The sequence below is a fragment of the Saezia sanguinis genome (assembly GCF_003991585.1).
Taxonomy (GTDB): Bacteria; Pseudomonadota; Gammaproteobacteria; order Burkholderiales; family Burkholderiaceae_C; genus Saezia; species Saezia sanguinis.
This window is the reverse complement of record NZ_PQSP01000008.1, coordinates 105483-126881: the sequence shown is the minus strand read 5'-3', so window position 1 is coordinate 126881 and position 21399 is coordinate 105483. Positions and strand designations below refer to the sequence as shown.

At 53.6% G+C, this 21399-nt stretch carries 15 protein-coding genes; 11 read left to right on the top strand and 4 right to left on the bottom strand.

The annotated features are described in order from the left end of the window. Positions 1–441: 441 nt before the first annotated feature. Genes CUZ56_RS12445 through CUZ56_RS12435 form a run of 3 tightly spaced genes read left to right on the top strand, consistent with a single transcriptional unit; the run spans position 442 to position 4173 of the window. Positions 442–1002, top strand: coding sequence for a sugar dehydrogenase complex small subunit (locus CUZ56_RS12445; RefSeq protein ID WP_126980729.1), 561 nt, complete (start codon positions 442–444; stop codon positions 1000–1002). 35 nt (positions 1003–1037) lie between these two features. Further along, a complete protein-coding gene (locus tag CUZ56_RS12440) occupies positions 1038–2642 on the top strand; it encodes a GMC family oxidoreductase (protein WP_126980728.1) in 1605 nt (534 codons plus the stop codon). Between the two features lie 13 nt (positions 2643–2655). Beyond that, positions 2656–4173 carry a c-type cytochrome gene (locus CUZ56_RS12435; RefSeq protein ID WP_162615347.1) on the top strand — a complete coding sequence of 506 codons (1518 nt, stop codon included), beginning with the start codon at positions 2656–2658 and terminating at the stop codon, positions 4171–4173. Between the two features lie 81 nt (positions 4174–4254). Here the strand turns inward: CUZ56_RS12435 and CUZ56_RS12430 are convergent, their stop codons facing one another. The 4 genes from CUZ56_RS12430 to CUZ56_RS12415 all read right to left on the bottom strand — a co-directional run bounded on the left by CUZ56_RS12430 (position 4255) and on the right by CUZ56_RS12415 (position 9385). After that, positions 4255–5562, bottom strand: a complete 1308-nt coding sequence (locus CUZ56_RS12430) for a replication-associated recombination protein A (RefSeq protein WP_126980726.1) — start codon at positions 5560–5562, stop codon at positions 4255–4257. Between the two features lie 52 nt (positions 5563–5614). Beyond that, positions 5615–6286 carry an outer membrane lipoprotein chaperone LolA gene (lolA, locus tag CUZ56_RS12425; protein ID WP_239442469.1) on the bottom strand — a complete coding sequence of 224 codons (672 nt, stop codon included), beginning with the start codon at positions 6284–6286 and terminating at the stop codon, positions 5615–5617. A gap of 16 nt (positions 6287–6302) precedes the next feature. After that, positions 6303–8618 (bottom strand): DNA translocase FtsK, encoded by a 2316-nt coding sequence (locus tag CUZ56_RS12420; protein ID WP_126980725.1) that lies wholly within the window; start codon positions 8616–8618, stop codon positions 6303–6305. An 86-nt stretch (positions 8619–8704) separates the two neighbouring features. Then, positions 8705–9385: a Crp/Fnr family transcriptional regulator gene (locus CUZ56_RS12415; protein ID WP_126980724.1), complete on the bottom strand. Its 681-nt coding sequence runs from the start codon at positions 9383–9385 to the stop codon at positions 8705–8707. A gap of 339 nt (positions 9386–9724) precedes the next feature. Here CUZ56_RS12415 and trxB point away from each other — a divergent pair, with 339 nt between their 5' ends. From trxB to CUZ56_RS12375, 8 genes are all read left to right on the top strand, one after another. After that, positions 9725–10681 (top strand): thioredoxin-disulfide reductase, encoded by a 957-nt coding sequence (gene trxB, locus CUZ56_RS12410; protein WP_126980723.1) that lies wholly within the window; start codon positions 9725–9727, stop codon positions 10679–10681. Between the two features lie 146 nt (positions 10682–10827). After that, positions 10828–11061, top strand: a complete 234-nt coding sequence (gene rpmB, locus CUZ56_RS12405) for a 50S ribosomal protein L28 (protein ID WP_126980722.1) — start codon at positions 10828–10830, stop codon at positions 11059–11061. A gap of 18 nt (positions 11062–11079) precedes the next feature. Beyond that, on the top strand, positions 11080–11250 hold the full coding sequence (gene rpmG / locus CUZ56_RS12400; protein WP_126980721.1) for a 50S ribosomal protein L33: 171 nt from the start codon (positions 11080–11082) through the stop codon (positions 11248–11250). 259 nt (positions 11251–11509) lie between these two features. Further along, positions 11510–13612, top strand: coding sequence for a methionine--tRNA ligase (gene metG, locus CUZ56_RS12395; protein WP_126980720.1), 2103 nt, complete (start codon positions 11510–11512; stop codon positions 13610–13612). A 210-nt stretch (positions 13613–13822) separates the two neighbouring features. Continuing rightward, positions 13823–14260, top strand: coding sequence for a DUF1841 family protein (locus CUZ56_RS12390; RefSeq protein WP_126980719.1), 438 nt, complete (start codon positions 13823–13825; stop codon positions 14258–14260). Between the two features lie 148 nt (positions 14261–14408). Then, positions 14409–15005, top strand: coding sequence for a GNAT family N-acetyltransferase (locus CUZ56_RS12385; RefSeq protein WP_126980718.1), 597 nt, complete (start codon positions 14409–14411; stop codon positions 15003–15005). 131 nt (positions 15006–15136) lie between these two features. Further along, positions 15137–17164, top strand: a complete 2028-nt coding sequence (locus CUZ56_RS12380) for an autotransporter assembly complex protein TamA (RefSeq protein WP_126980717.1) — start codon at positions 15137–15139, stop codon at positions 17162–17164. A 176-nt stretch (positions 17165–17340) separates the two neighbouring features. Further along, positions 17341–21387 (top strand): translocation/assembly module TamB domain-containing protein, encoded by a 4047-nt coding sequence (locus tag CUZ56_RS12375; RefSeq protein ID WP_126980716.1) that lies wholly within the window; start codon positions 17341–17343, stop codon positions 21385–21387. Positions 21388–21399 lie beyond the last annotated feature (12 nt).

The window sequence follows — 21399 nt, the reverse complement described above, 5'->3', positions numbered from 1 at the left end:
TTTGATCCGCCTCACTAAAATGATTTAAAAAATTAATTCATTAAAATCAATAGATTGCATCTTGCCTTGCGCTCAAATGTAGCGAACGGGAAAATCTTGGCAGATAAGAAAATACATGCATGAGATTCATCACGCAAAAATCACCATTTCGCATGGTTTATGCGTTTCAATTGATGTCCCTAAACACCACCCCGTTGCTGCGAGTACACCAAAACGTACCAACTGCCCTTATGGGTGCTTTCAGCAGAAAATCCCAGCCGGATAATCTATACAAATGCATTGATTTTTGATGGCCACCTCATATCCAGCCTGGCCGGAAAACTGTTGGCCTGACTCGTCTTTCCAAATGTTCCTGGGCAGGGTTATTGATACCCCGTTAAACTTTTACAGACAGTTTTTATATATTAATCACCTCCACTGAATGGAACTGCCGCCAAAAACATGGATAAAAACCTTCCATCTGCTGCCTCTCTGAATGTTTCAGATTCATGCCGGCTCAACCGCAGAAGCATGATGGCCGGTTCATCTCTTGCTGTGATGGCCGCACTTGGCCTGTTGCCTGCTCACACTGCGCTGGCACAAACGCCTGTCTCGGATACCACGGACCTTTCTGTCTCCAGAATATTTCACCGTATTGCCTCCGAGCTATGCGCAAATCCGGAGCTGGACTTTGGACTTACGACCAAAACATTCGATGCGCTCAGAGCGTTGACACCCAATTTTGAGAAAAAAATGGGGCTGTTGACTGTGTGGTATCACGACACACAGGCATGTGCAAAGTCTGATACAGAATGCGAAACACCCCGCATTGCCCCTGAACTCAAAGAATTCATGCAAAGCATTCTGCGTGCGCTTTATACCGGGCGTGCAGGTTCGGGCAAAGACGCCATATTGATCACTTATGAACATGCGCTCATGTATGCGCCCACAAAAGACGTCACGGAAATCCCGACTTATGCCCGTGGCGGATATGGCAGTTGGGCCCACGCCCCATCCCTATAATGAGACCCTGTCCACAAGAGTAAAAAGTACCGTTTATGGCAATACCACAGTATGATGCAGACGTCATTGTGATCGGATCCGGCGTTTTAGGCTCTCTGGCAGCCTGGTCTTTGGCGCGCCGGGGCCACTCTGTCATTATTCTGGAAGCCGGCCCCCGCATGGAGCGCTGGCAAATTGTGGAGCGTTTTCGCAATAATCCGGAAAAAAACGACTTCAACCGGCCATACCCCGAACAGGCCTGGGCTCCGAAGTCTTATGGCGGCGCCGTCTCTGATACCTATCTTGAAAACACCGGGTCGTTTGAATTTAAACCCGGCATGCTGCGCCTGATCGGGGGCACCACCTGGCACTGGGCTGCCGCAGCGTGGCGTTATCTGCCCAGCGACATGAAGCTCCACAGCACCTATGGTGTTGGCCGCGACTGGCCAATCAGCTACGAAGACCTGGAGCCCTGGTACCAACTGGCAGAAGAAGCCCTGGGCGTTTGCGGCAGCAATACCGATGACCAGAGTGGTCGCGGCAGACAGCAGCCTTACCCGCCCCGCTCCCAGCCGTACCCTTTGCCGCAGTTAACCTGGAGCTCCTACACCCAGGAGTTTGCCAAAAAAGTCGGGCAGGCAGGGTTTCGCTTTATTGATGAACCCCAGGCGCGCGCCAGCCGCACCTACGATGACAGGCCCGCCTGCAGCGGCAACAACAACTGCATGCCGATATGCCCGACGGGCGCCATGTATTCCGGCATTACGCATGTTGACAAAGCGAAAGAGGCCGGTGCCAAAACCATGCCAAACTCAGTCGCCTTCAGACTGGAAAAAGGCGAAGGCAATGTCATTACCGCCGTGCACTATAAAACACCGGACGGGCAGGAACGGCACCTGACTGCACGTTTCATCATTGTGGCAGCCCATGGCATTGAAACGCCCAAGCTGCTGCTGCTCTCAGAAGTCGCCAACTCCTCAGACCAGGTGGGCCGCAACCTGATGGACCATACCGGCATCGGGCTCACATTCCTTTCCCACGACGCGCTCTGGCCCGGGCGCGGGCCCGTACAACAAGGCGGTGTGTTCAACTGGCGGGATGGCTCCTTCAGAGCCCGGCACTCGGCCATCAAGCATTCGTTAGGCAATGCAGTGCCTAACCTGATGGTCACGGAGCGGCTCATCGCCGCAGGCTATAAAGGCAAACAGCTCAATGAGCAAATACGTCATGATGCTGCACGCTGGGTCAGTATTTCAACTGTGTTTGAAATGCTGCCGCATGCCGGTAACCGCATCACCCTGTCTGACAACAAAGATGCGCTGGGCATTCCCAAGCCCTCTATCCATTACGATGTGGACGCCTATGTAAAGGCGGGGGCAGAAATTGCCAAACAGGACTTCAGGCACTTTGTCTCGATATTTCAGGGGAAAGTGGTCAACGACGATACCGGCTGGCAAAACCGTGACCACATCATGGGCACGGTCATCATGGGAGATAATCCGGAAAATTCGGTGGTTGACGGCGACTGCCGCACCCATGACCATCCCAACCTGTTTCTGGCAACTACAGGCGTTATTCCTGCAGCGGGGGTGGTCAACCCCACACTGACCGGCGCCGCATTGTCTTTGCGTTTGGCCGAAACCATTCATAATGCTTTATAAAGGAGTCTACCGGGTGAGCATCAACAGGCGCATGGCGTTCATACACCAATTGCACCAGCGGCTGGTGGCAGTCGGCCTGGGGCTGCTCATGCTGACTGGCTCAGCCATGGCCCAACCCGCTTCTGAAAGCACCAGCGACCCCATAACAGAAAGTACTACCGCTGCCGACCTGATTGAACGTGGACGCTACCTGAGTACAGCGGCAGACTGTTACGCATGCCATACCAAAGACCCGGCACAACCGTTTGCCGGTGGCGAAGGCATACGCACCCCCTTTGGCACCATCTACCCTCCGAACATCACGCCAGACCAGCGCACTGGAATCGGCGCGTGGACGGATGATGAGTTTTACCATGCCTTGCATTCAGGCAGGGGGCGGCATGGAGAAAATCTCTACCCGGCCATGCCGTATGATTCATTCACACAAATCCGGCGTGATGACGTGTTGGCAATTAAAGCCTACCTGTTTTCACTGCCCGCCATTGAACAGGCCAGAACCCCGAATCGGATGGATTTTCCATATAACATCCGCTGGACCCTGACCGGATGGAAAATGCTGAACTTTAACGAACAGGAGTTTCGCCCGAACCCTGATAAAAGCGATGCGATCAACCGGGGCGCCTACCTGGCCAGCATGGCCCACTGCAGTACCTGCCACACGCCCAGAACCATGTCCATGGGCAGTGACCCGGAACGCCCACTGGCTGGCAGTATCGTTACTAACGGCTGGTATGCTCCCAATATCACACCGGACGAAATCAGCGGCATCGGCAGATGGTCCGATGCAGAACTGGCGCAATACCTGAGCACCGGTTACATCCCAGGCAAATCCAGTGCCGGCGGCCCGATGGCACAGGCCATTGAAAGATCGCTGTCGCAACTGCCTGAACAGGATATCAACGACCTCATTGCCTGGTTGCGTGACCAGCCTGCAATGCGCAATAAGGAAGATCAGCCCACCGAAGCTACAACCGCTCCTTTTGAATGGGGTGAACTGCGTGATTTATCCGGGACCATTCGTGATACATTAGATTATCGCCCATCGGCAAGCACGGCCTCACGCAGCTTCTCAGGTGCGCAACTGTATTATGGCGCATGTGCAAGCTGCCATGGCATGGACGGTGGCGGTATTGCTCAGGCCGACTTCCCATCACTGGTCAACAACAGCACGCTTGGCCAGTCCACCCCTAATAACGTGGTGCTCACCATCTTAAATGGCATTGAGCGTCAGGCTGGTGACCGTCAGATTTTCATGCCTGCATTCAAAGGACAATTCACAGACCAGGAAGTTGCCACGCTGACCAACTGGTTGTTCCAGACCTATGGCCGCCCCACCACCCAAACAACAGATGTAGACGTCAACAAACTGCGCACCGGTGCCGCACTGGGAGAGGCTCCCATTGCCTCCATCATCAAAGCAGCGGGCGTAGGTATCATGGCGCTGCTCCTTGTCTTTGTTTTAGGCTGGGTCATCCGCTTTGCACCGCGTATCAAGGCATTCTTTGCCAAATTCAAACGCAAACGCAAATAAGTCCTTTAAAAAAACAGACGGGGTATCCCGTCTGTTTTTTTATTCAAAGCCACTCACGAATGCATGCCGCGAAACCACACTCTATGAGTTGGCCTCATCATCCAGCTTCTTCAAAAAAGCCAGTTTTTCAGCAATTTTGACTTCCAGCCCGCGCGGCACAGGCTGGTACCAGCCAGGCTCGGCAATACCGTCCGGCAGATAAGTCTCTCCAGCCGCATACGCGTTGGGCTCATCATGCGCATAACGATAGTCATGCCCGTAGCCCAGTTCTTTCATCAGTTTGGTCGGGGCATTGCGCAGGTGTACAGGAACCTCGCGCGATTTATCCTGTTTGATGAAAGTTTTCGCTGCGTTATAGGCGTTATAACCGGCATTGCTTTTGGCCGCACAGGAAAGGTAGATGATCGCCTGTGCCAAAGCCAGCTCGCCTTCAGGCGAGCCCAACCGTTCATAAGTAGCCGCCGCATCATTCACAATCGTCATTGCCCTCGGATCAGCCAGGCCGATATCCTCCCACGCCATACGCACAATACGCCGGGCCAGATAACGCGGGTCGGCCCCGCCATCCAACATGCGGCAAAACCAGTACAGCGCGGCATCCGGATGTGAGCCACGCACCGACTTGTGCAATGCAGAAATTTGGTCGTAAAAATTATCGCCCCCTTTGTCAAAGCGGCGTACATTGAGCATCAGCGCATCGGCAATAAATGCGCCATCCACTTCGGTAATGCCTGCTGCCCGTGCCGCTGTGGCAGCCTGCTCCAACAGATTCAGCATGCGACGGGCATCGCCATCGGCATAACCGATCATGGTATTAATCGACAGTTCATCAAACTGCAAATGGGATAACGCCAGTTGATGTGCTCTTTCGTACAACTGATGCAGTTCTTCATCCGTCAGCGGTTTGAGCACATACACCTGCGCCCGCGACAGCAGCGCCGAATTTACTTCAAACGACGGATTCTCAGTGGTTGCGCCAATGAATATGACCGTGCCGGCTTCAACAAAAGGCAGCAATGCATCCTGTTGGGCTTTGTTGAAGCGGTGAATTTCATCGATGAACAAAATGGTCTGCCGCCCATTGGCCTGGTATTGCTGTGCCTGTTCTACCGCCGCACGGATGTCCTTGACGCCGGAAAACACGGCAGACAATGCAATAAACTCATAGTCAAATGCTCTGGCAGTCAGCCGCGCCAGTGTTGTCTTTCCAACCCCGGGCGGTCCCCACAGAATCATGGAGTGCGGGTGCCCCGACTCAAACGCCAAACGCAGTGGCTTGCCCGGCCCCAGCAACTGTGTTTGCCCAACCACCTCATCCAGTGTCTGGGGCCGCAGTTGCTCTGCCAGTGGTGTCGCGGGTGAGGCTGATGCATGGAACAAATCTGCCACAGTATGTTTCTCCAATCTGACAGGCTGGCGCTTGCTGCGCGAAACGGAATTCCTATTCAGTAATCAGGTCAACCCCATCCGGCACTTTGAATGTAAACAGCGTATCTGAAAGTACCGGGTTGATTTCCACATCGCTGAAAGCCAGCGTCGATGTCTGTCCAAAGTTATCCACGATCTGCAGCGTTGCCAGTGTCTGCTCCCGAAAGCCGATACGAGCACCGCGGATCTGGCCTTCTTCCTGTCTGGGTTTGGCTTCAATCCACTGCTGTCCGTCTGCATCAGGCGCGCTTTGAAGCGTGAAGTTCTGCTGCGCCATGGTCGCCTGGGCACCGCCCGCAAGCAAAGCCGCTGGCGTGGAGCCCATCGCAGAACTGTATTCGCGCTGAGTCACCTGCTCCAAATCCACATCATACAGCCATAGATTCTGGCCATCACTGATGATCTGCTGCTCATAAGGCTTCAGGTAGTCAAAACGAAACCGGTTCGGACGCGACAAAACAAACGTGCCGCTGGACGTACGGGTACGGTCATTCTGGGAAGAAACCACAACCTGGGTAAACTTGGCGCGCAAGCTGGAAACGTTCTGCAAAAAATTCTTGAGCGTATCCACCGAATCTGCCAGGGCCCGTTGTGAAGGCAGCACTGCCGCTGCAATACCGACTAAAGCCAGGCCCAGCACATCGCGGCGCTGCATGACATGAAAGGGCTTGCGATCATTGTTCATCTCTGTATTTCCCTTTTTATTCCTCACCAGTCGGAACCAGAATATCACGGTTCCCGTTACTGGACATGGGTGATACGATCCCGGCATTTTCCATCTGTTCCAGAATTCTGGCGGCACGGTTGTAACCGATTTTCAGATGGCGCTGCACCAGCGAAATGGAAGCACGCCGGTTTTTCAGCACAATTTCCACGGCCTGATCGTACAGCGGATCAGCCTCCGCATCTTCAGCGCCGCCTGCAACACCGCCATTGCCATTCCCGTCCAGCGTACCACCTTCCAGCAGACCTTCAATATAGTTGGGTTCCCCCTGGCTCTTCAGGTATTCCACCACGCGGTGTACTTCGCTGTCACTGACAAAAGCACCATGAATACGCACGGGCAACCCGGTACCTGGCGCCAGATACAGCATATCGCCCATACCCAGCAGGCTCTCCGCGCCCATCTGGTCCAGAATCGTCCGGCTGTCTACCTTGCTGCTGACCTGAAATGCAATGCGCGTTGGAATGTTGGCTTTGATCAGCCCGGTAATCACGTCCACACTGGGGCGCTGTGTTGCCAAAATCAGGTGAATGCCCGAGGCGCGCGCTTTTTGTGCCAGGCGTGCAATCAATTCTTCAATCTTTTTACCTGCCACCATCATCAGGTCGGCCAGTTCATCAATCACCACCACAATATAGGGCAGATGCTCCAGCGGTTCGGGGCTCTCGGGCGTTAATGAAAACGGGTTGGCAATTCTTTCCCCGCGGGCCTTAGCATCCTCTATGCGCGAGTTAAAACCAGCCAGGTTACGCACCCCCAGTTTGCTCATCAGCCGGTAGCGCTTTTCCATTTCAGCCACACACCAGTTCAGGGCGTTGGCGGCCTGTTTCATATCGGTCACCACCGGTGCCAGCAGGTGCGGAATGCCTTCGTATACGCTCATTTCCAGCATCTTGGGGTCCACCATCAGCAGACGCACCTGCGACGGCTCGGCCTTGTACAGCATGGAAAGAATCATGCCGTTGATACCCACCGACTTCCCGGAACCTGTGGTGCCGGCCACCAGCAGATGCGGCATTTTGGCCAGATCGGCCACTACCGGCCGGCCAATGATATCCTTACCCAGACACAGCGTAAGCAGCGATTTGGCATCATGGTACGTGCTGGAACCCACCACTTCTGAGAGGTGGATGATCTGCCGTTTGGCATTGGGCAATTCCAGCGCCATCGTCGTTTTTCCCGGAATAGTCTCTACCACCCGCAGTGAAACCAGCCCTAAAGAACGTGCCAGGTCTTTTGACAGATTGACAATCTGAGCCCCCTTCACACCAATGGCGGGCTCAAATTCATAGCGCGTGACCACCGGCCCCGGCGAAGCCGTTGTGACCTGAACCTCCACGCCAAAGTCTGACAACTTCTTTTCAATCAGCCTGGAGGTCAACTCCAATGTCTCGGCAGATGCCTCATCATGCTGTTGCGGCACACTGTCCAGCAAACCGACTTCGGGCAGGCCGGAAACTCGTAACTCACTGAACAAGGGCTTTTGCCGTTCTTTGATGACCCGCTCAGACTCAACAACCTCATTGAGCACCGGCTCAATCACCACAGGTGCCACCGGGTGCTGCTGTGCCTGCTCCCGCTTTTGGCGCACGGTTGCTTCACGCTCCTGTGCAGCCTGAATCCCTATTTTTTCATCTGCAGCAGACTCCGCCTTTTGCTTGAGTCTGATGAAAAACGACTCCACGGCCGCCCCCAGCTTTTCGGCCACATTCATCCAGCCAAAACCCAAAGACCAGCTCAGCCCCAAAAGCAATAATGCAATCCATAACAGCCCGGAACCTGAAAAACCCGCCCAATGCTGCCCGAGCATGCCCAGCCATTGCCCCAATACACCGCCGGAAACACCCGGCAGGTATTTTTCAACGCCATACAAACGGCTCCACTCCAGCGCACACGACGCGCCCAGCAGCAGCACAATGCCAACACATACACGCCAGTGGATAACGGTGGCAGCGCCATGTTTACGGAAAACACGGATGACGGCCTTTGCCCACAGAATACACCCGACCAATGGCAGCCACCAGACAGAATAGCCAAAAAAGTAATACAGCAGGTCGGAAACCCAGGCACCAGCCATACCAACGCTGTTGGCAGTATCCACCCCCTGAATGCCCGAAGTGGACCACGATGCATCCTGCAAAGAATGGGTTGCCAGCATTAAAACGACCAGCACGCCCAACAGACCAGTCACTAACAGAACCAGTTCTTCTGTGAAGCGAAAAGCCGGCCCTGCAGCCGGCAATTCCTGTTTTTTCCCTTTTGCGCGGGATGATCCTACCTGATAAGAAGCCATTCAATCTCGGTCAGTTGTGAATATGAACTACACGCCATTGCTGTATATTCATACAGTTTATCATACTTCTGTTCACCTATTCTAATTTAAGACAGCGACAATTTATCACTTGTTTCGTGGCGCAGGCTCAGACTCCCGTTTTCCAGCACTTCAAAGTAACCGTTATTCTCCAGCTCCCGCATCACACGGCTGACCATCTCCCGCGATGCTCCCACCATTTTGGCGATATCCTGCCGGGACAGCTTGCCACTGATAATCAGTTCTCCATCACGCTCCTGTGCCACATCCCGCAGCACATGCTCAACCCGCTGGTACACATCCAGCAAAGCCAGCGACTGAATCTTTTTGTCGGCCTGCCTCAAACGTGCCACCAGCCCCTGTAATACACCGTCAGCCACGGAGCCTGAAGGCGGTAAATGGCGCTTGAACTCTTCCCGTGGCAAGGCCAGCACATCGGACTGCGTTTCAAACCGAATCGTTGCAGATGCCGGATAACCGTCAATGATGCTCATTTCACCCAGATAATCTCCTGGGCCAAGGGTTGCCAGAATCACTTCACGATCACGCTCATCTGAGGAGATAACCCGTGCTTCTCCCGTCATGATGATGTAAAAAGCCTGACATGCCTGCCCCTGCCTAAACAGCAACTGGCCCTTACGGAAACGTTGTTTCACAATGACAGACGCGATGTCCTGCGCAGCTTCATCGGGCAGCATTGAGAAGAAGGGAACACGCCGTAATAACTCGAGCTTAGATACCATAGCCATGTGTCAATTCCTTCACTGCAGAAAAATGAGGTTTACAAAATGCTTATTTTTCGCATTCACAAACAAAATAACATAGGTTAGGTCGCTTATGGCTCTTAACCCGCGGGTGCCCTCATAAATAATAGACCAGTGCATTATAAATAAGAGTTTAAACTCATGTTGTAAAACCATGGCACTGTACTTTCAATGATATAAGGCCTTAAACCTCATTTTCAACATGAATTCCATCGCGCCATCTTGGAAACTAACCTGTCAACCGGCATACTTTGAAAATAACAGGCACAATTCTGTCTTAACTTTTACAAACAATGCATATCAATTCTGATAATTAAAAATACCATGGCGCAACACGCAAAAATCCTGATTCTCGGCTCTGGCCCTGCCGGCTATACAGCAGCAATATACGCTGCACGAGCCAACCTTTCACCCGTGCTGGTTACTGGGCTGGCGCAAGGCGGCCAGCTCATGACCACCACCGAAGTAGACAACTGGCCTGCAGATGTCATGGGCGTCCAAGGCCCGGACCTGATGCAAAGGTTCCTTGAACATGCCGAGCGTTTCAAAACCCAGATTATTTTTGACCACATTCACACGGTAGACCTGCAACACCGCCCGTTTACCCTCAAAGGTGATGGCGACACGTACACATGCGACACGCTGATCATTGCTACCGGCGCATCTGCCCGTTATCTGGGACTGCCCTCGGAAGAGGCATTCAAAGGCAAAGGCGTCTCAGCATGTGCGACCTGCGATGGTTTTTTCTACCGTGAGCAAGATGTATGCGTAGTAGGCGGAGGCAACAGTGCCGTGGAAGAGGCACTGTACCTCTCCAATATCGCCAGGCTGGTGACCGTGATTCACCGCAGAGACAAATTCCGCGCCGAAGCCATCATGGTTGACAAACTGATGGACAAAGTCAAGGAAGGCAAAATCAAACTCATGCTCAATGCCGAACTGGACGAAGTCCTGGGCGACCAGACAGGCGTCACCGGCGTTCGGGTGCGCAACAAAGACAGCGGACAAACGCAAGACCTGAAAGTTCAGGGCTGTTTCGTTGCCATTGGGCACCACCCCAATACAGAAATATTTGCCAACCAGCTTGACATGAAAAACGGCTACATCACGACCCGTGGTGGCGGCGAAGGTCATGCCACCATGACGTCCGTTCCGGGCGTTTTTGCAGCCGGTGATGTACAGGACCAGGTCTACCGCCAGGCCATTACCAGTGCAGCCACAGGCTGTATGGCCGCTCTGGACGCACAGCGCTACCTGGAAGAAAACGGGCTGGATAACTGATTTTTTGCCTTTGCTGCGGTGTGGCACACATACCGCACTGCAAAGGCAAAACCATTGCCTTTGATTTTTTTTGTAAAACACTTTATAATCTGCTGTTTTGCAAGTTTATCGTTTATTCATTCATTTAAAGATTTCGGAGAGTGCTCATGGCACGCGTCTGTCAAGTTACGGGCAAACGCCCACAAGTGGGGCATAAAGTTTCCCACGCAAACAATAAAACCAAACGTCGTTTTCTGCCCAATCTGCAGTACCGTCGCTTCTGGCTTGAGACTGAAAACCGCTGGGTGCGCCTGCGCGTCAGCAATGCAGCTCTGCGCTTAATCGACAAAGTCGGTGTAGAGCAGGTTGTGGCTGATCTGCGCGCCCGTGGTGAAATTTAATTCATAGGAGAATTCATCATGGCGGCCAAAGGTACAAGAGAAAAAATCAAACTGGAATCCACTGCTGGAACCGGTCATTTCTATACCACAACCAAAAACAAAAAGACCACGCCTGACAAGCTTGAGATCAGCAAATTTGATCCCAAAGCCCGTAAGCACGTGATCTATAAAGAAATCAAGCTGAAATAAGCTTACCCTTGAGCAGGCGTGCCATCCTTTTGCCGGATGGCGTGTTCGTTCAACTACATTGCTCAGCTTAAAAAGCAAAAGCCGCCGAAATACGTTTCAGGCGGCTTTTTCTGTTGGCCCTTCCTTTCGGGCCTGCCGCCATATTCCCAGGTTGTCAGATCACCATGGTGCACAAAGTTATCAGCACAACACACAACCCCTCGCTACAATGGTATATTTACCAGTTTTTACCACTGATACACATAACATCCAAGCATTCATGACACGCCAGATCTTTGTTACCACAGCCCTTCCCTATGCCAACGGCAAATTCCACATTGGCCATATCATGGAGTACATCCAGGCCGACATCTGGGTTCGCGCCCAGCGCATGTGCGGGCATCAGGTCTATTTTATGGGTGCAGACGATGTGCATGGTGCACCCATCATGCTGGCTGCCAGCAAAGAAGGCAAAACACCCCAGCAGTTTGTCGCGGAAATTGCTGCTGGCCGTAAACAGTATCTGGATGGCTTTTTCATCGAGCACGACCACTGGTACAGTACCGACAGCCCTGAAAATACCGAACTGGCCTGTGAAATCTATAAACAGCTCAAAACCAGCGGGCTGGTTTACAGCAAAGACATCGAACAGTTCTATGACCCGGTAAAAGGCATGTTCCTGCCGGATCGTTATATCAAAGGAGAGTGCCCGGTTTGCGGCGCCAAAGACCAGTATGGTGACTCCTGTGAGGTATGCAGCTCTGTCTATTCTCCAACCGAGTTGAAAAACCCTTACTCTGCCCTTTCGGGCGTCAGGCCGGAACTGCGGTCTTCGGAACACTTTTTTGTCAAACTCTCCGACCCCAAGGTGGTCGAGTTCCTGCAACAGTGGACACAGGATGGCCGCCTGCAACCCGAAGTCGCCAAAAAAGCCAGCGAATGGTTTGAAGCCGGCCTGGCCGACTGGGATGTTTCCCGTGACGCGCCCTATTTCGGCATTGAAATCCCCGATGCACCTGGCAAATATTTTTATGTCTGGCTGGATGCGCCCGTCGGTTATCTGGCTGCATTAAAAAACTTTTTCACCAGCGGCAAAGCCAAACAGAGCTATGGCGAAACACGCAGCTTTGAAGACTATATGGCAGACCCGGCGGTTGAACAATATCACTTTATCGGCAAAGATATCATTTATTTCCATACCCTGTTCTGGCCGGCCATGCTGAAATTTTCCGGCCGCAAGACACCGGACTCCATATTTGCGCACGGCTTCATCACCACAGCCAGCGGCGACAAAATGAGCAAAAGCAGGGGCACAGGCATTGATCCGCTCAAATACCTCAATCTGGGCCTGGATGCCCAGTGGCTGCGCTACTATATTGCGGCCAAACTCAATGCCAAGGTCGAAGACGTAGCATTCACGCCGGAAGACTTTTTTGCACGCATCAACGCCGACCTGATTGGCAAATACATCAACATCGCCAGCCGCGCCTCAGGATTTATCACCAAACGGTTTGACGGACAACTGACCGCAGAGCTGGATGCAGAAAGTACCCAGCTCCTGCAACAGTTACAACAGATCAGTGGTCAAATCGCTGAGCTTTATGACAGCCGCGAATTCGGCCGTGCTTTGCGCGACATCATGGCGCTGGCCGACCGTGTCAACGAATACGTGGATGCCAACAAACCATGGGAACTGGCGAAACAGGAAGGGCAGGAACAGCGCCTGCAGGAGGTCTGCACCACCTGCGTTGAAGCATTCCGTCTGCTGACCATCTACCTGAAACCGGTCTTGCCCGCACTGGCCGCCCAGGTGGAAAGCTACCTGCAAGTCGCTCCGCTGAAATTTGCCGACAGCGCCAGACTTCTGGGTGCACACCGGATTGCAGCCTACAACCACCTGATGCAACGTGTTGATGCCAAAAAACTGGACGCCCTGTTTGAACCTGCACCTGCAGCGCCTTCCACATCAGCATCTGCCCCAGCACCCTCATCAGCCAACAGCACTGAAAACGAAGCGCTGCCCGGCGGTGAAGCCCTGGCGCCAACCATTACGATTGACGATTTCGCCAAAATGGATCTGCGCATTGCCAAAATTGTCGACTGCAAAAACGTGGAAGGTTCCAGAAAACTGTTGCAACTGAGTCTGGACGTGGGTGAAGGCCGCCTGCGTAACGTGTTTTCCGGTATCGCTTCGGCATACAAGCCGGAACAACTGATCGGCAAACTGACTGTGCTTGTCGCCAACCTGGCGCCAAGGCAAATGCAGTTTGGCATCAGCGAGGGCATGGTCCTGTCGGCATCACACGCTGACAGAAAAGCCAATCCGGGGCTTTATCTGCTTGAGCCATGGGAAGGCGCCACTCCCGGTATGCGCATCCATTGATGACTGATTAATACGAAAACCCACTTTCCTCCCCTGCCATGCAAATGAACCTGTATGGCAGGCTTTATACACTTTATATATACAGGCCCATCCCCCTTTTAGCCCCAGCGCACGTGCCAGAACCAGGGGTATGAGAAAATAGCCTCATTCAGTTGTCTCAAAATCAGGCCCTCTGGGCCTGCATATGATTATTCTTGCCGCCCTGCCACCATGTTTACACCCAGCCAAAACGATGTGCGTCACTTCTTTTGTGAAACATACCGGAAACTGACACACCATATTCCATTAACGCCTATGGAAGCCCTGGCTGCACAATGGGTGGAACAGCATCCTGAGTACCATGCCGATCTGGCTGATGAAAATGCAGCGCTGGCAGCCGTTTTTACAGTTGAAGAAGGCCGAGTGAACCCCTTCCTGCACCTGTCCATGCACCTGAGCATTACCGAGCAGGTCAGCATCGACCAGCCCATTGGCATTCGTGATGCCGCAGAAAAACTCAGCCAAAAATTAGGCAGCCTGCATGAAGCACACCATGAAATCATGGAATGTCTGGGCAAGATGATCTGGGAGTCACAGCGCAGCGGCCTGCCGCCCGACGGGCACAGCTATATCGACTGCGTACGGCAAAGAGCTACCAGGCGCCCTTGAGACTTCCCCTGAAACCAAAAGGGCATCCACCTTCGCTGGCTGGCTTTTTAGCACGACAACTCCTGCTGTAACGCATTTCCCGGTATGATCTGGCATACAACCCCGGATGCTCGGATCGCATTCGGGGGAAAAAAACAGAACATCGTATATGGAAAAAAAACATTTTGTTCTTCCCGTTACGCTTGAGGGCTATGGCGTATGTCTCCAACCTTTAAGTCTGGAGCACCAGCAGGCGCTGGCGGCAGCGGCAGCCGATGGTCAGTTGTGGAACATCAGGATCACCTCTGTTCCCGAACCTGACGATACCAGGAGCTATATTGAACGGGCACTCGCCATGCGCGAACAGGGCAACCGTTTTGCTTTTGCCGTCATCAACCAAAGCACCGGCGAGATTGTAGGCACAACCGGGTACCATGACATTGTCCCTGAGCTCAAACGCCTGGAAATCGGCTATACCTGGTATGCCAAACGCATGCAGAAAACGTTCCTCAACACTGCATGCAAATTCCTGTTGCTCACACATGCTTTTGAAACCCTGCATGCCAATGTCGTTGGCTTTCGCACCGATATTTTCAACCATGCATCCAGAAGAGCCATTGAGCGCTTGGGTGCCAAGCTGGACGGTGTTTTACGAGGCCACGCCATGCGGCGCGACGGTACCATTCGCGATACGGTCATGTACAGCATCACCGCAGGCGAGTGGCCGGAGGTCAAGGCGCATTTCCGGGATCTCATGAGCAGATAATGGGGCAATTACCAGTATGGTTATTCTGGCAGCAGCCATTTTGTCATAATAGTGCGAATAGCCCTTTTTGTATGCATCCACTTCCATGTTTGATTGCTTTTGCTTTATCTGAGTTTGTGTAGAACGGCCCCATGCGCACTTATATACAACGCCTATTCGCCAATCTGCCCAAAATGACCCGGCACCTGAATCAATTGGCCCAGCTATGCATCATGGTGGTCATCAGCATAGGCAGCCACCATGCCATGGCGCAGGAAAGTGTGCCGAACACCCCGCCGCCAGCGTCTGTAACACCGGAAAACGCGGCAGAGGCCTCAGATCAAACAGATACATCACCAGCAGAGCAGTCCGAAGACGAACAAACCACAACAGACCAAGATCAGGATCAAAACCAGTCCAATATCGACTGGGCAGACTCTGCAACATCAGACAAACCCAATTTCGATATCACTGTCGAATCCAGCAATAAAGAGATCCAATCCATGCTGGAAAAATACCTGGAGCTTTATCGCTACCGCATGCTTTCCGACCTGACTTCGCTGGAATTGCGCCGCCTGCTCGAGCATACCGAAAACAACATCCGCTCCCTGACCAGTACCCTGGGCTATTTTTCACCTGAAATCAAAATTACCGTCATTCCGGCAGACCAGCGCGATCCCGCCAGTGAATTGCCGCTGATTCAAATCCAGGCAGAGCCAGGCCCGATTACAACGGTGAAAGAAATGCGCCTGCAGTTTGAAGGCGATATACAGAACCGTCAGACCGATCTACTGATTTCATCGCAGCGCCGCCGGCTGCAATGGAGCTGGGCCATGCGCGAGGATGATCCTTTTACACAAAGTAACTGGTCCAGCGCCAAATCCAATATGCTGCAGCGCCTGACGTCGCAATACTATCCGGCCGGCAAAATCAGTGCCAGCCAGGCTGCCATCAACCCGCAGGACAACACGGCAGCACTCTCAGTCACGCTGGATTCCGGCCCACGGTTTTATCTGGGAGAACACTATATTCTGGGGCTTGAGCGCTACAGCGAGCGCATGGTACGCAATTTCACCCGTCTGCGCGCCGGAGATGACTTCCTGCTGGACAACCTGACCAAAGCGCAGCGACGGCTGGCTGAAAGCGGTTACTTTGATGGCGTCTTTTTATACGTTGATCCGACCGACCCCAATCCTGAAGCTGCCAAAATCAACATCATTGTGCGCGAGGCCTACTACCAGTCCATGACCATCGGGCCGGGCTACAGCACCGATAATGGGCCGCGCCTGACCTTTGAATACCGCAACAACGAAGTCCCCCTGCTGGGCTGGCAATCCGTCACCGCGCTGAAAGTAGACCAGGACAACCAGAAGGCAGAAACCACCCTGTCGGCCATTCCCGATGATGATTACTGGCGCCTGGTGGCTTACGGCAAACTCGAGCACCTGGAAAACAGCGACGAAAAAACCACCAGTGCCCAGGCCCGCTTCGGAAACTCATTTACCAGCGACCCGATCGACAAAAGCTACTTTGTTCAGTATGACAAGGCACGCACAGAAAACCTGAACGGCATCAATGACCTCCAGTCAGTCACCCTCAACGGGGCCTGGACCTTAAGAAACTTCAACAACTTCATCATGCCGACACGTGGCTGGGGGCTGGGGGTTGAACTTGGCGTTGGCAGTACGTTCGGCTCGGAAACCAACCCGTTTATCCGTGTCCGCACCCGCATGCTGGGTTATCTTCCGATGGAAAGCTGGCGTAACGGGCGATTTGAATTGCGCGGTGAGTTTGGCGGGGTTTTTATTAAAGAAGGTGCACTGATTCCTTCCACGCTGATGTTTCGTACCGGCGGCGATACCACCGTGCGTGGTTATGCTTTTCGCTACATCGGCGTCAACGAAGAAAACCGTGTCACCTCCTCCGGTAAATACATGGTCATTGGCAGCGTAGAATATCAGCGCCCGATTTTTATCAATGACCGCCCTACCGCATTTGACTGGGCTGTCTTTGTCGATACAGGTGCGGTCAGCAACCGCATGCAGGACCTTAACCTGTACACCGGCGTAGGAGCAGGCGTACGCTGGCGCAGCCCGGTCGGACCACTTAAATTTGACCTCGCTTACGGCTTGAAAACAGAACAGATTCGGCTGCACTTTAACGTAGGATTTGTTTTCTAAGGGCACGATCAGCCTTCTGCTATGAAAGGCATATCGACACTTTAAAATGATTTTGACCACCTTTTTGACAGAGTACCCCATCCATTCCACCCTATGACTTCTATGCCATAATTTATCCAGCCTGAGTTCAGACCCAACCGACTGAACCCTGGCAAAAAACAAATTTTGAAAAACAGATGAGCCAGCCATCCGACCGCCACACAGAACCCAGCCTGCAGCACAGCACTGCTGCCCAGGCCGCATCGGCTCACGCACCTGTGGCGCGCTCATCTGCCTCCACATCCGCTCCGTCAGGGCCTCCTGCGGGCAAAAAGAAAAGACGCTGGCTGCGCTGGATTGGCGGCTTTTTTCTGATATTGCTGATTCTGATCGTGCTGGCCCTGGCTGCACTATGGATCTGGAGCGGGCGTGAAGGCTCGCTCGCCCAGGCCATTACCCTGGCGCAACGCTATGTTCCTGTCGTCGGCCAATCCTTGCAGGCAGAAAATGTACAGGGCTCCATCCGCCATGGCGGGCATATCGGCCATTTGCGCTGGCAACAAGAAGCCATTGACATTCAACTGACCGAACTCGATCTGGCCTGGCAATCTTCCGCATTGTTTACAGGCAAACTGCTGGTCAACCATATTACAGCCGACAAGCTGCAAGTCATTACCCATCCGGTAGAAAAAACAGAACCCTCATCACCCTCTGCCCCCCCTGCTGATGTTGGCTTGCCCATCCAAATTGAGTTGGGCGAACTGAAAGTCAATACCTTTATTTTTGGAGAAGAAGCGCAGGGACTGGTTGTTTCCAATATTGCCGTCAATTACCGTTTTGACGGCAACGCCCACCACCTGGGACTCGACAGCCTGCATTTTGCGCAAGGCAACTACCAGGCACAGGTCACCTTGAGCGCAGCCAACCCCAAACTGGACGCCCAGTTGCTGGGTCAGTTGATATCTGCCGTGCCTGGCAGCGAACAACAGGCACAGGTCAATGCGGCAGTCAACATCAATGGCCTGTTGACAGAGCTGTATATCCAGGCAGATGCACAGGCCACGGTCATTCCTGTGGTATCGGCCGAAAATCCAGCTGCCAATTCAGAGGCAGCGTCAACAGAAGGCCAGGCAGAAGAAACGCCTGAAAACAGCACGCAGGCACAAACGCCAACAGCCCTGCCTGCATCTGACAGCCAGCCGGCCAGTGAACAAAATGCAATCCATTTGCAGGCCACGGTCACCCCCTGGCAGCCCATGATTTTGCCGCAGGCTGATCTGACGCTGCACACATTTGATGCCAGCGCTTTCTGGCCGCAAGCGCCACATACGGCCCTGTCAGGTGCCGCCCATGTGACCACCACGCGCAACGAAACTACGCAGCAGGATATCTGGCAACTACAGGCCCAGATCAACAACAGCGTTCCAGGCGTATTGGATCAGGGGCTGCTGCCGGTTTCCGGGCTAGAGGCCCAGGCTGCATGGCAGGGGCAGACCATTACAATCGATCAACTGCATATCGGCATTGGCCAGGGCGCCATCACGGCACAAGGCCAGCTCCAGCTCCCGGCACAGGAAAACACCGCCATTCCGGAAAACGCTTCTGAGGCACAACCCAAAAGTACCGCATCCACCCCTCTGACATGGCAAATCCAGGCTGACATCAGCCCCATTCCGCTGCAGTCGATTCATAGCCAGTTAGGCTCAGAGCAGATTTATGGTACCTTGCAAGCCAGGCAGCAGCCCCAGGACATCACATTTGATGCTGCGCTCAAACTTGCCGAAGCCACGATCAACGGGCAAGGCACATATATCCTGCAAAACCATGCCGCCAATGGCAAACTGGACTTGACAGCACCCGGCCTGCTTTTACATGCACAGGCCGACCAGTTGAACGCTACGTCAGGTGCCGCACAGGCTAACCTGGAACTCAGCGATGCACAGAAAACACTGGCCTGGATACAGGCCACCATCCCGTTACTGCCGGAAAGCGTTCATGCCTTGGATGCCAAAGGCAATGCCAATGTGCAGTTCAAAGCTGAAAACGGCTGGCAAAATCCACTGCTGGATGCACAGATCAATGTCGCTGATCTGCTGTTATCGCAAAAAGGCCCCCAGCCCAGAGCCACAACAAAAGAGCTGGTGCACCTGCAAGACACTCTCCTGAGCCTGAAGGGAAACCTCAACCAGGCCACACTGGAAGCGCAAATTACCGCGGCACTTGAACAACAGCAGGTACAGCTTCAACTGCAGGCCCAGGGCGGGCAGCAGAACAACCAGATCATGATTCATGTCAATGAACTGGGTGCCGGACTGGCCAAACTCGTACCGCGCCAAAACGCATCACCACAAGTCAAACCGCTGTTGAGTTTGAACAGCGCGCAACCTTTCCAGGTCAGTTGGCAGACAGATAACCAGCGTCTTGAAGTCAGCCCGGGTACACTGAACCTGCAGATTGCAGAGCATACCGATATCACGCCTTCGCTGGCCTGGGAAAAAAGCTCCTGGCAGGCTGGCGAAATCATCTCCAGCGGCAAACTGGCGGCATTCCCCGTGACATGGCTGACATCGCTGGCACCAACAGGGCTATCTGACCTCAACCTGAGCGGTGACCTGATGTTTGAAGGCTCCTGGCAAATCCGCATGGGCAGTGCACTGGACTTTTCCATAGAAATTGCCCGCAGCGGTGGCGACCTGACCCTGGAGCCCGACAGCAATGCCTTCTTCACAACCAGTACCGAAAGGCTGCAGGCGGGCATCAGAGATGCACGCATCAAACTTTACAATGAAGGGCGCAATGTCCATGCTGAATTGATCTGGGACAGTGAAAATGCCAGCGTGATTCAACTGAAAGCCACCACGGTCATGCAGCAGGTCAACGGCCAGTGGAGCATCTCTGAGGATGCCCCCCTTTCCGGCGAGGCCGTCATTCAGTTGCAGCAGATCGGTATTGCCTCCGCCCTGGCCCCCACGGGCTGGCGTTTTAGCGGCGCTGCAATCTTAGATTCACAGTTCAGCGGCACACTCTCACGCCCGCAACTCAAGGGCCGCCTGACTGCCATGGGAATCTCGCTGCGCTCTGTCCTTGACGGGGTGGAGTTTACCGATGGCACCGTACAGATGACTTTTGATGGTGACCATGTAAAGCTGAACGACTTTTCCATCCAAGGCGGCGGAACAGATGGCGGCATTGTCAAAGCCCAGGGTGAGTTTGACTGGTCAGGTCAAACACCATTGGCCAGCCTCAAAATTGTGATTGATAAACTGCGTGCCAGTATCCGAAATGACCGCCAGTTGACAGCATCCGGCCAGGTCAATATTAACCTGAAAGACAACCAGTTGAACGTCACCGGCAATGTCGGCGTCGACCAGGCACTGATCATTCTGGGCGACAGCGGCGCCCCCACTCTTGATGACGATGTCGTCATCATTGACCCCCGGGCACAGGCGCAGCGCACTGAAAGCAAAGATACCGATGCCTCGCGCACTGCCGCGACGCCCGGCATTGTTCCGCACATTGCACTCACCTTCAATATGGGGCGCAATTTCAGGGTACAGGGCTATGGCCTGCAAACCTATTTGCGCGGAGAACTGGCCGTTGGCAACCAGGGCTTTACGCCCCGCCTGATTGGCGACATTGAAACCTTCAATGGCCGTTTCCGTGCTTATGCGCAGAACCTGAACATTGAAACCGGTATCATCCGTTTTTCGGGCACTTATAACAACCCGACACTGAATATACTGGCCATACGCCCCAACCTCTCAGAAACCGTTGGCGTCAAAGTTACCGGCACCGCCATGCAGCCCAGCATCCAGTTGTATTCTGCTTCGGGTCTGCCGGACAGTGAAATCCTGTCATGGCTGGTACTGGGCCGCCCGGCCTCTGCCGATGGCAAAGAAGCGGCTATTTTGCAGCAGGCTGCGCTGGCACTGCTCAGTGGTGGTGGCGGCACAGGCGTCACAGAACAATTGGCCAATACGCTTGGGCTGGATGAAATTTCATTTGGCAGCAGCAACAGCACAGCCAGCAGCGGTAACGAAGATGACACGCTGGCCAATGCCACAATTACACTGAGCAAACGCCTGTCGGACAATTTTTATGTCTCATACGAGCACAGCCTGACAGGAGCCATGGGCACTTTCTACGCGTTTTATGAAATTTCGCGCCGGCTGACCTTGCGCGGTGAAAGCGGTGAAAATACCGCTGTCGATCTCATTTACACGTTCCGCTTTGACGGCAAATAAGCGCCCGGGGTG

What these genes read in the sequence shown, in the direction of transcription:
- CUZ56_RS12440 (WP_126980728.1), top strand. Translation starts at nt 1,038, where the DNA reads ATGGCAATACCACAGTATGATGCAGACGTCATTGTGATCGGATCCGGC.
- CUZ56_RS12415 (WP_126980724.1), bottom strand. Translation starts at nt 9,385, where the DNA reads ATGGCTATGGTATCTAAGCTCGAGTTATTACGGCGTGTTCCCTTCTTC.
- CUZ56_RS12420 (WP_126980725.1), bottom strand. Translation starts at nt 8,618, where the DNA reads ATGGCTTCTTATCAGGTAGGATCATCCCGCGCAAAAGGGAAAAAACAG.
- trxB (WP_126980723.1), top strand. Translation starts at nt 9,725, where the DNA reads ATGGCGCAACACGCAAAAATCCTGATTCTCGGCTCTGGCCCTGCCGGC.
- CUZ56_RS12445 (WP_126980729.1), top strand. Translation starts at nt 442, where the DNA reads ATGGATAAAAACCTTCCATCTGCTGCCTCTCTGAATGTTTCAGATTCA.
- metG (WP_126980720.1), top strand. Translation starts at nt 11,510, where the DNA reads ATGACACGCCAGATCTTTGTTACCACAGCCCTTCCCTATGCCAACGGC.
- rpmB (WP_126980722.1), top strand. Translation starts at nt 10,828, where the DNA reads ATGGCACGCGTCTGTCAAGTTACGGGCAAACGCCCACAAGTGGGGCAT.
- CUZ56_RS12375 (WP_126980716.1), top strand. Translation starts at nt 17,341, where the DNA reads ATGAGCCAGCCATCCGACCGCCACACAGAACCCAGCCTGCAGCACAGC.
- CUZ56_RS12380 (WP_126980717.1), top strand. Translation starts at nt 15,137, where the DNA reads ATGCGCACTTATATACAACGCCTATTCGCCAATCTGCCCAAAATGACC.
- lolA (WP_239442469.1), bottom strand. Translation starts at nt 6,286, where the DNA reads ATGAACAATGATCGCAAGCCCTTTCATGTCATGCAGCGCCGCGATGTG.
- CUZ56_RS12390 (WP_126980719.1), top strand. Translation starts at nt 13,823, where the DNA reads ATGTTTACACCCAGCCAAAACGATGTGCGTCACTTCTTTTGTGAAACA.
- rpmG (WP_126980721.1), top strand. Translation starts at nt 11,080, where the DNA reads ATGGCGGCCAAAGGTACAAGAGAAAAAATCAAACTGGAATCCACTGCT.
- CUZ56_RS12385 (WP_126980718.1), top strand. Translation starts at nt 14,409, where the DNA reads ATGGAAAAAAAACATTTTGTTCTTCCCGTTACGCTTGAGGGCTATGGC.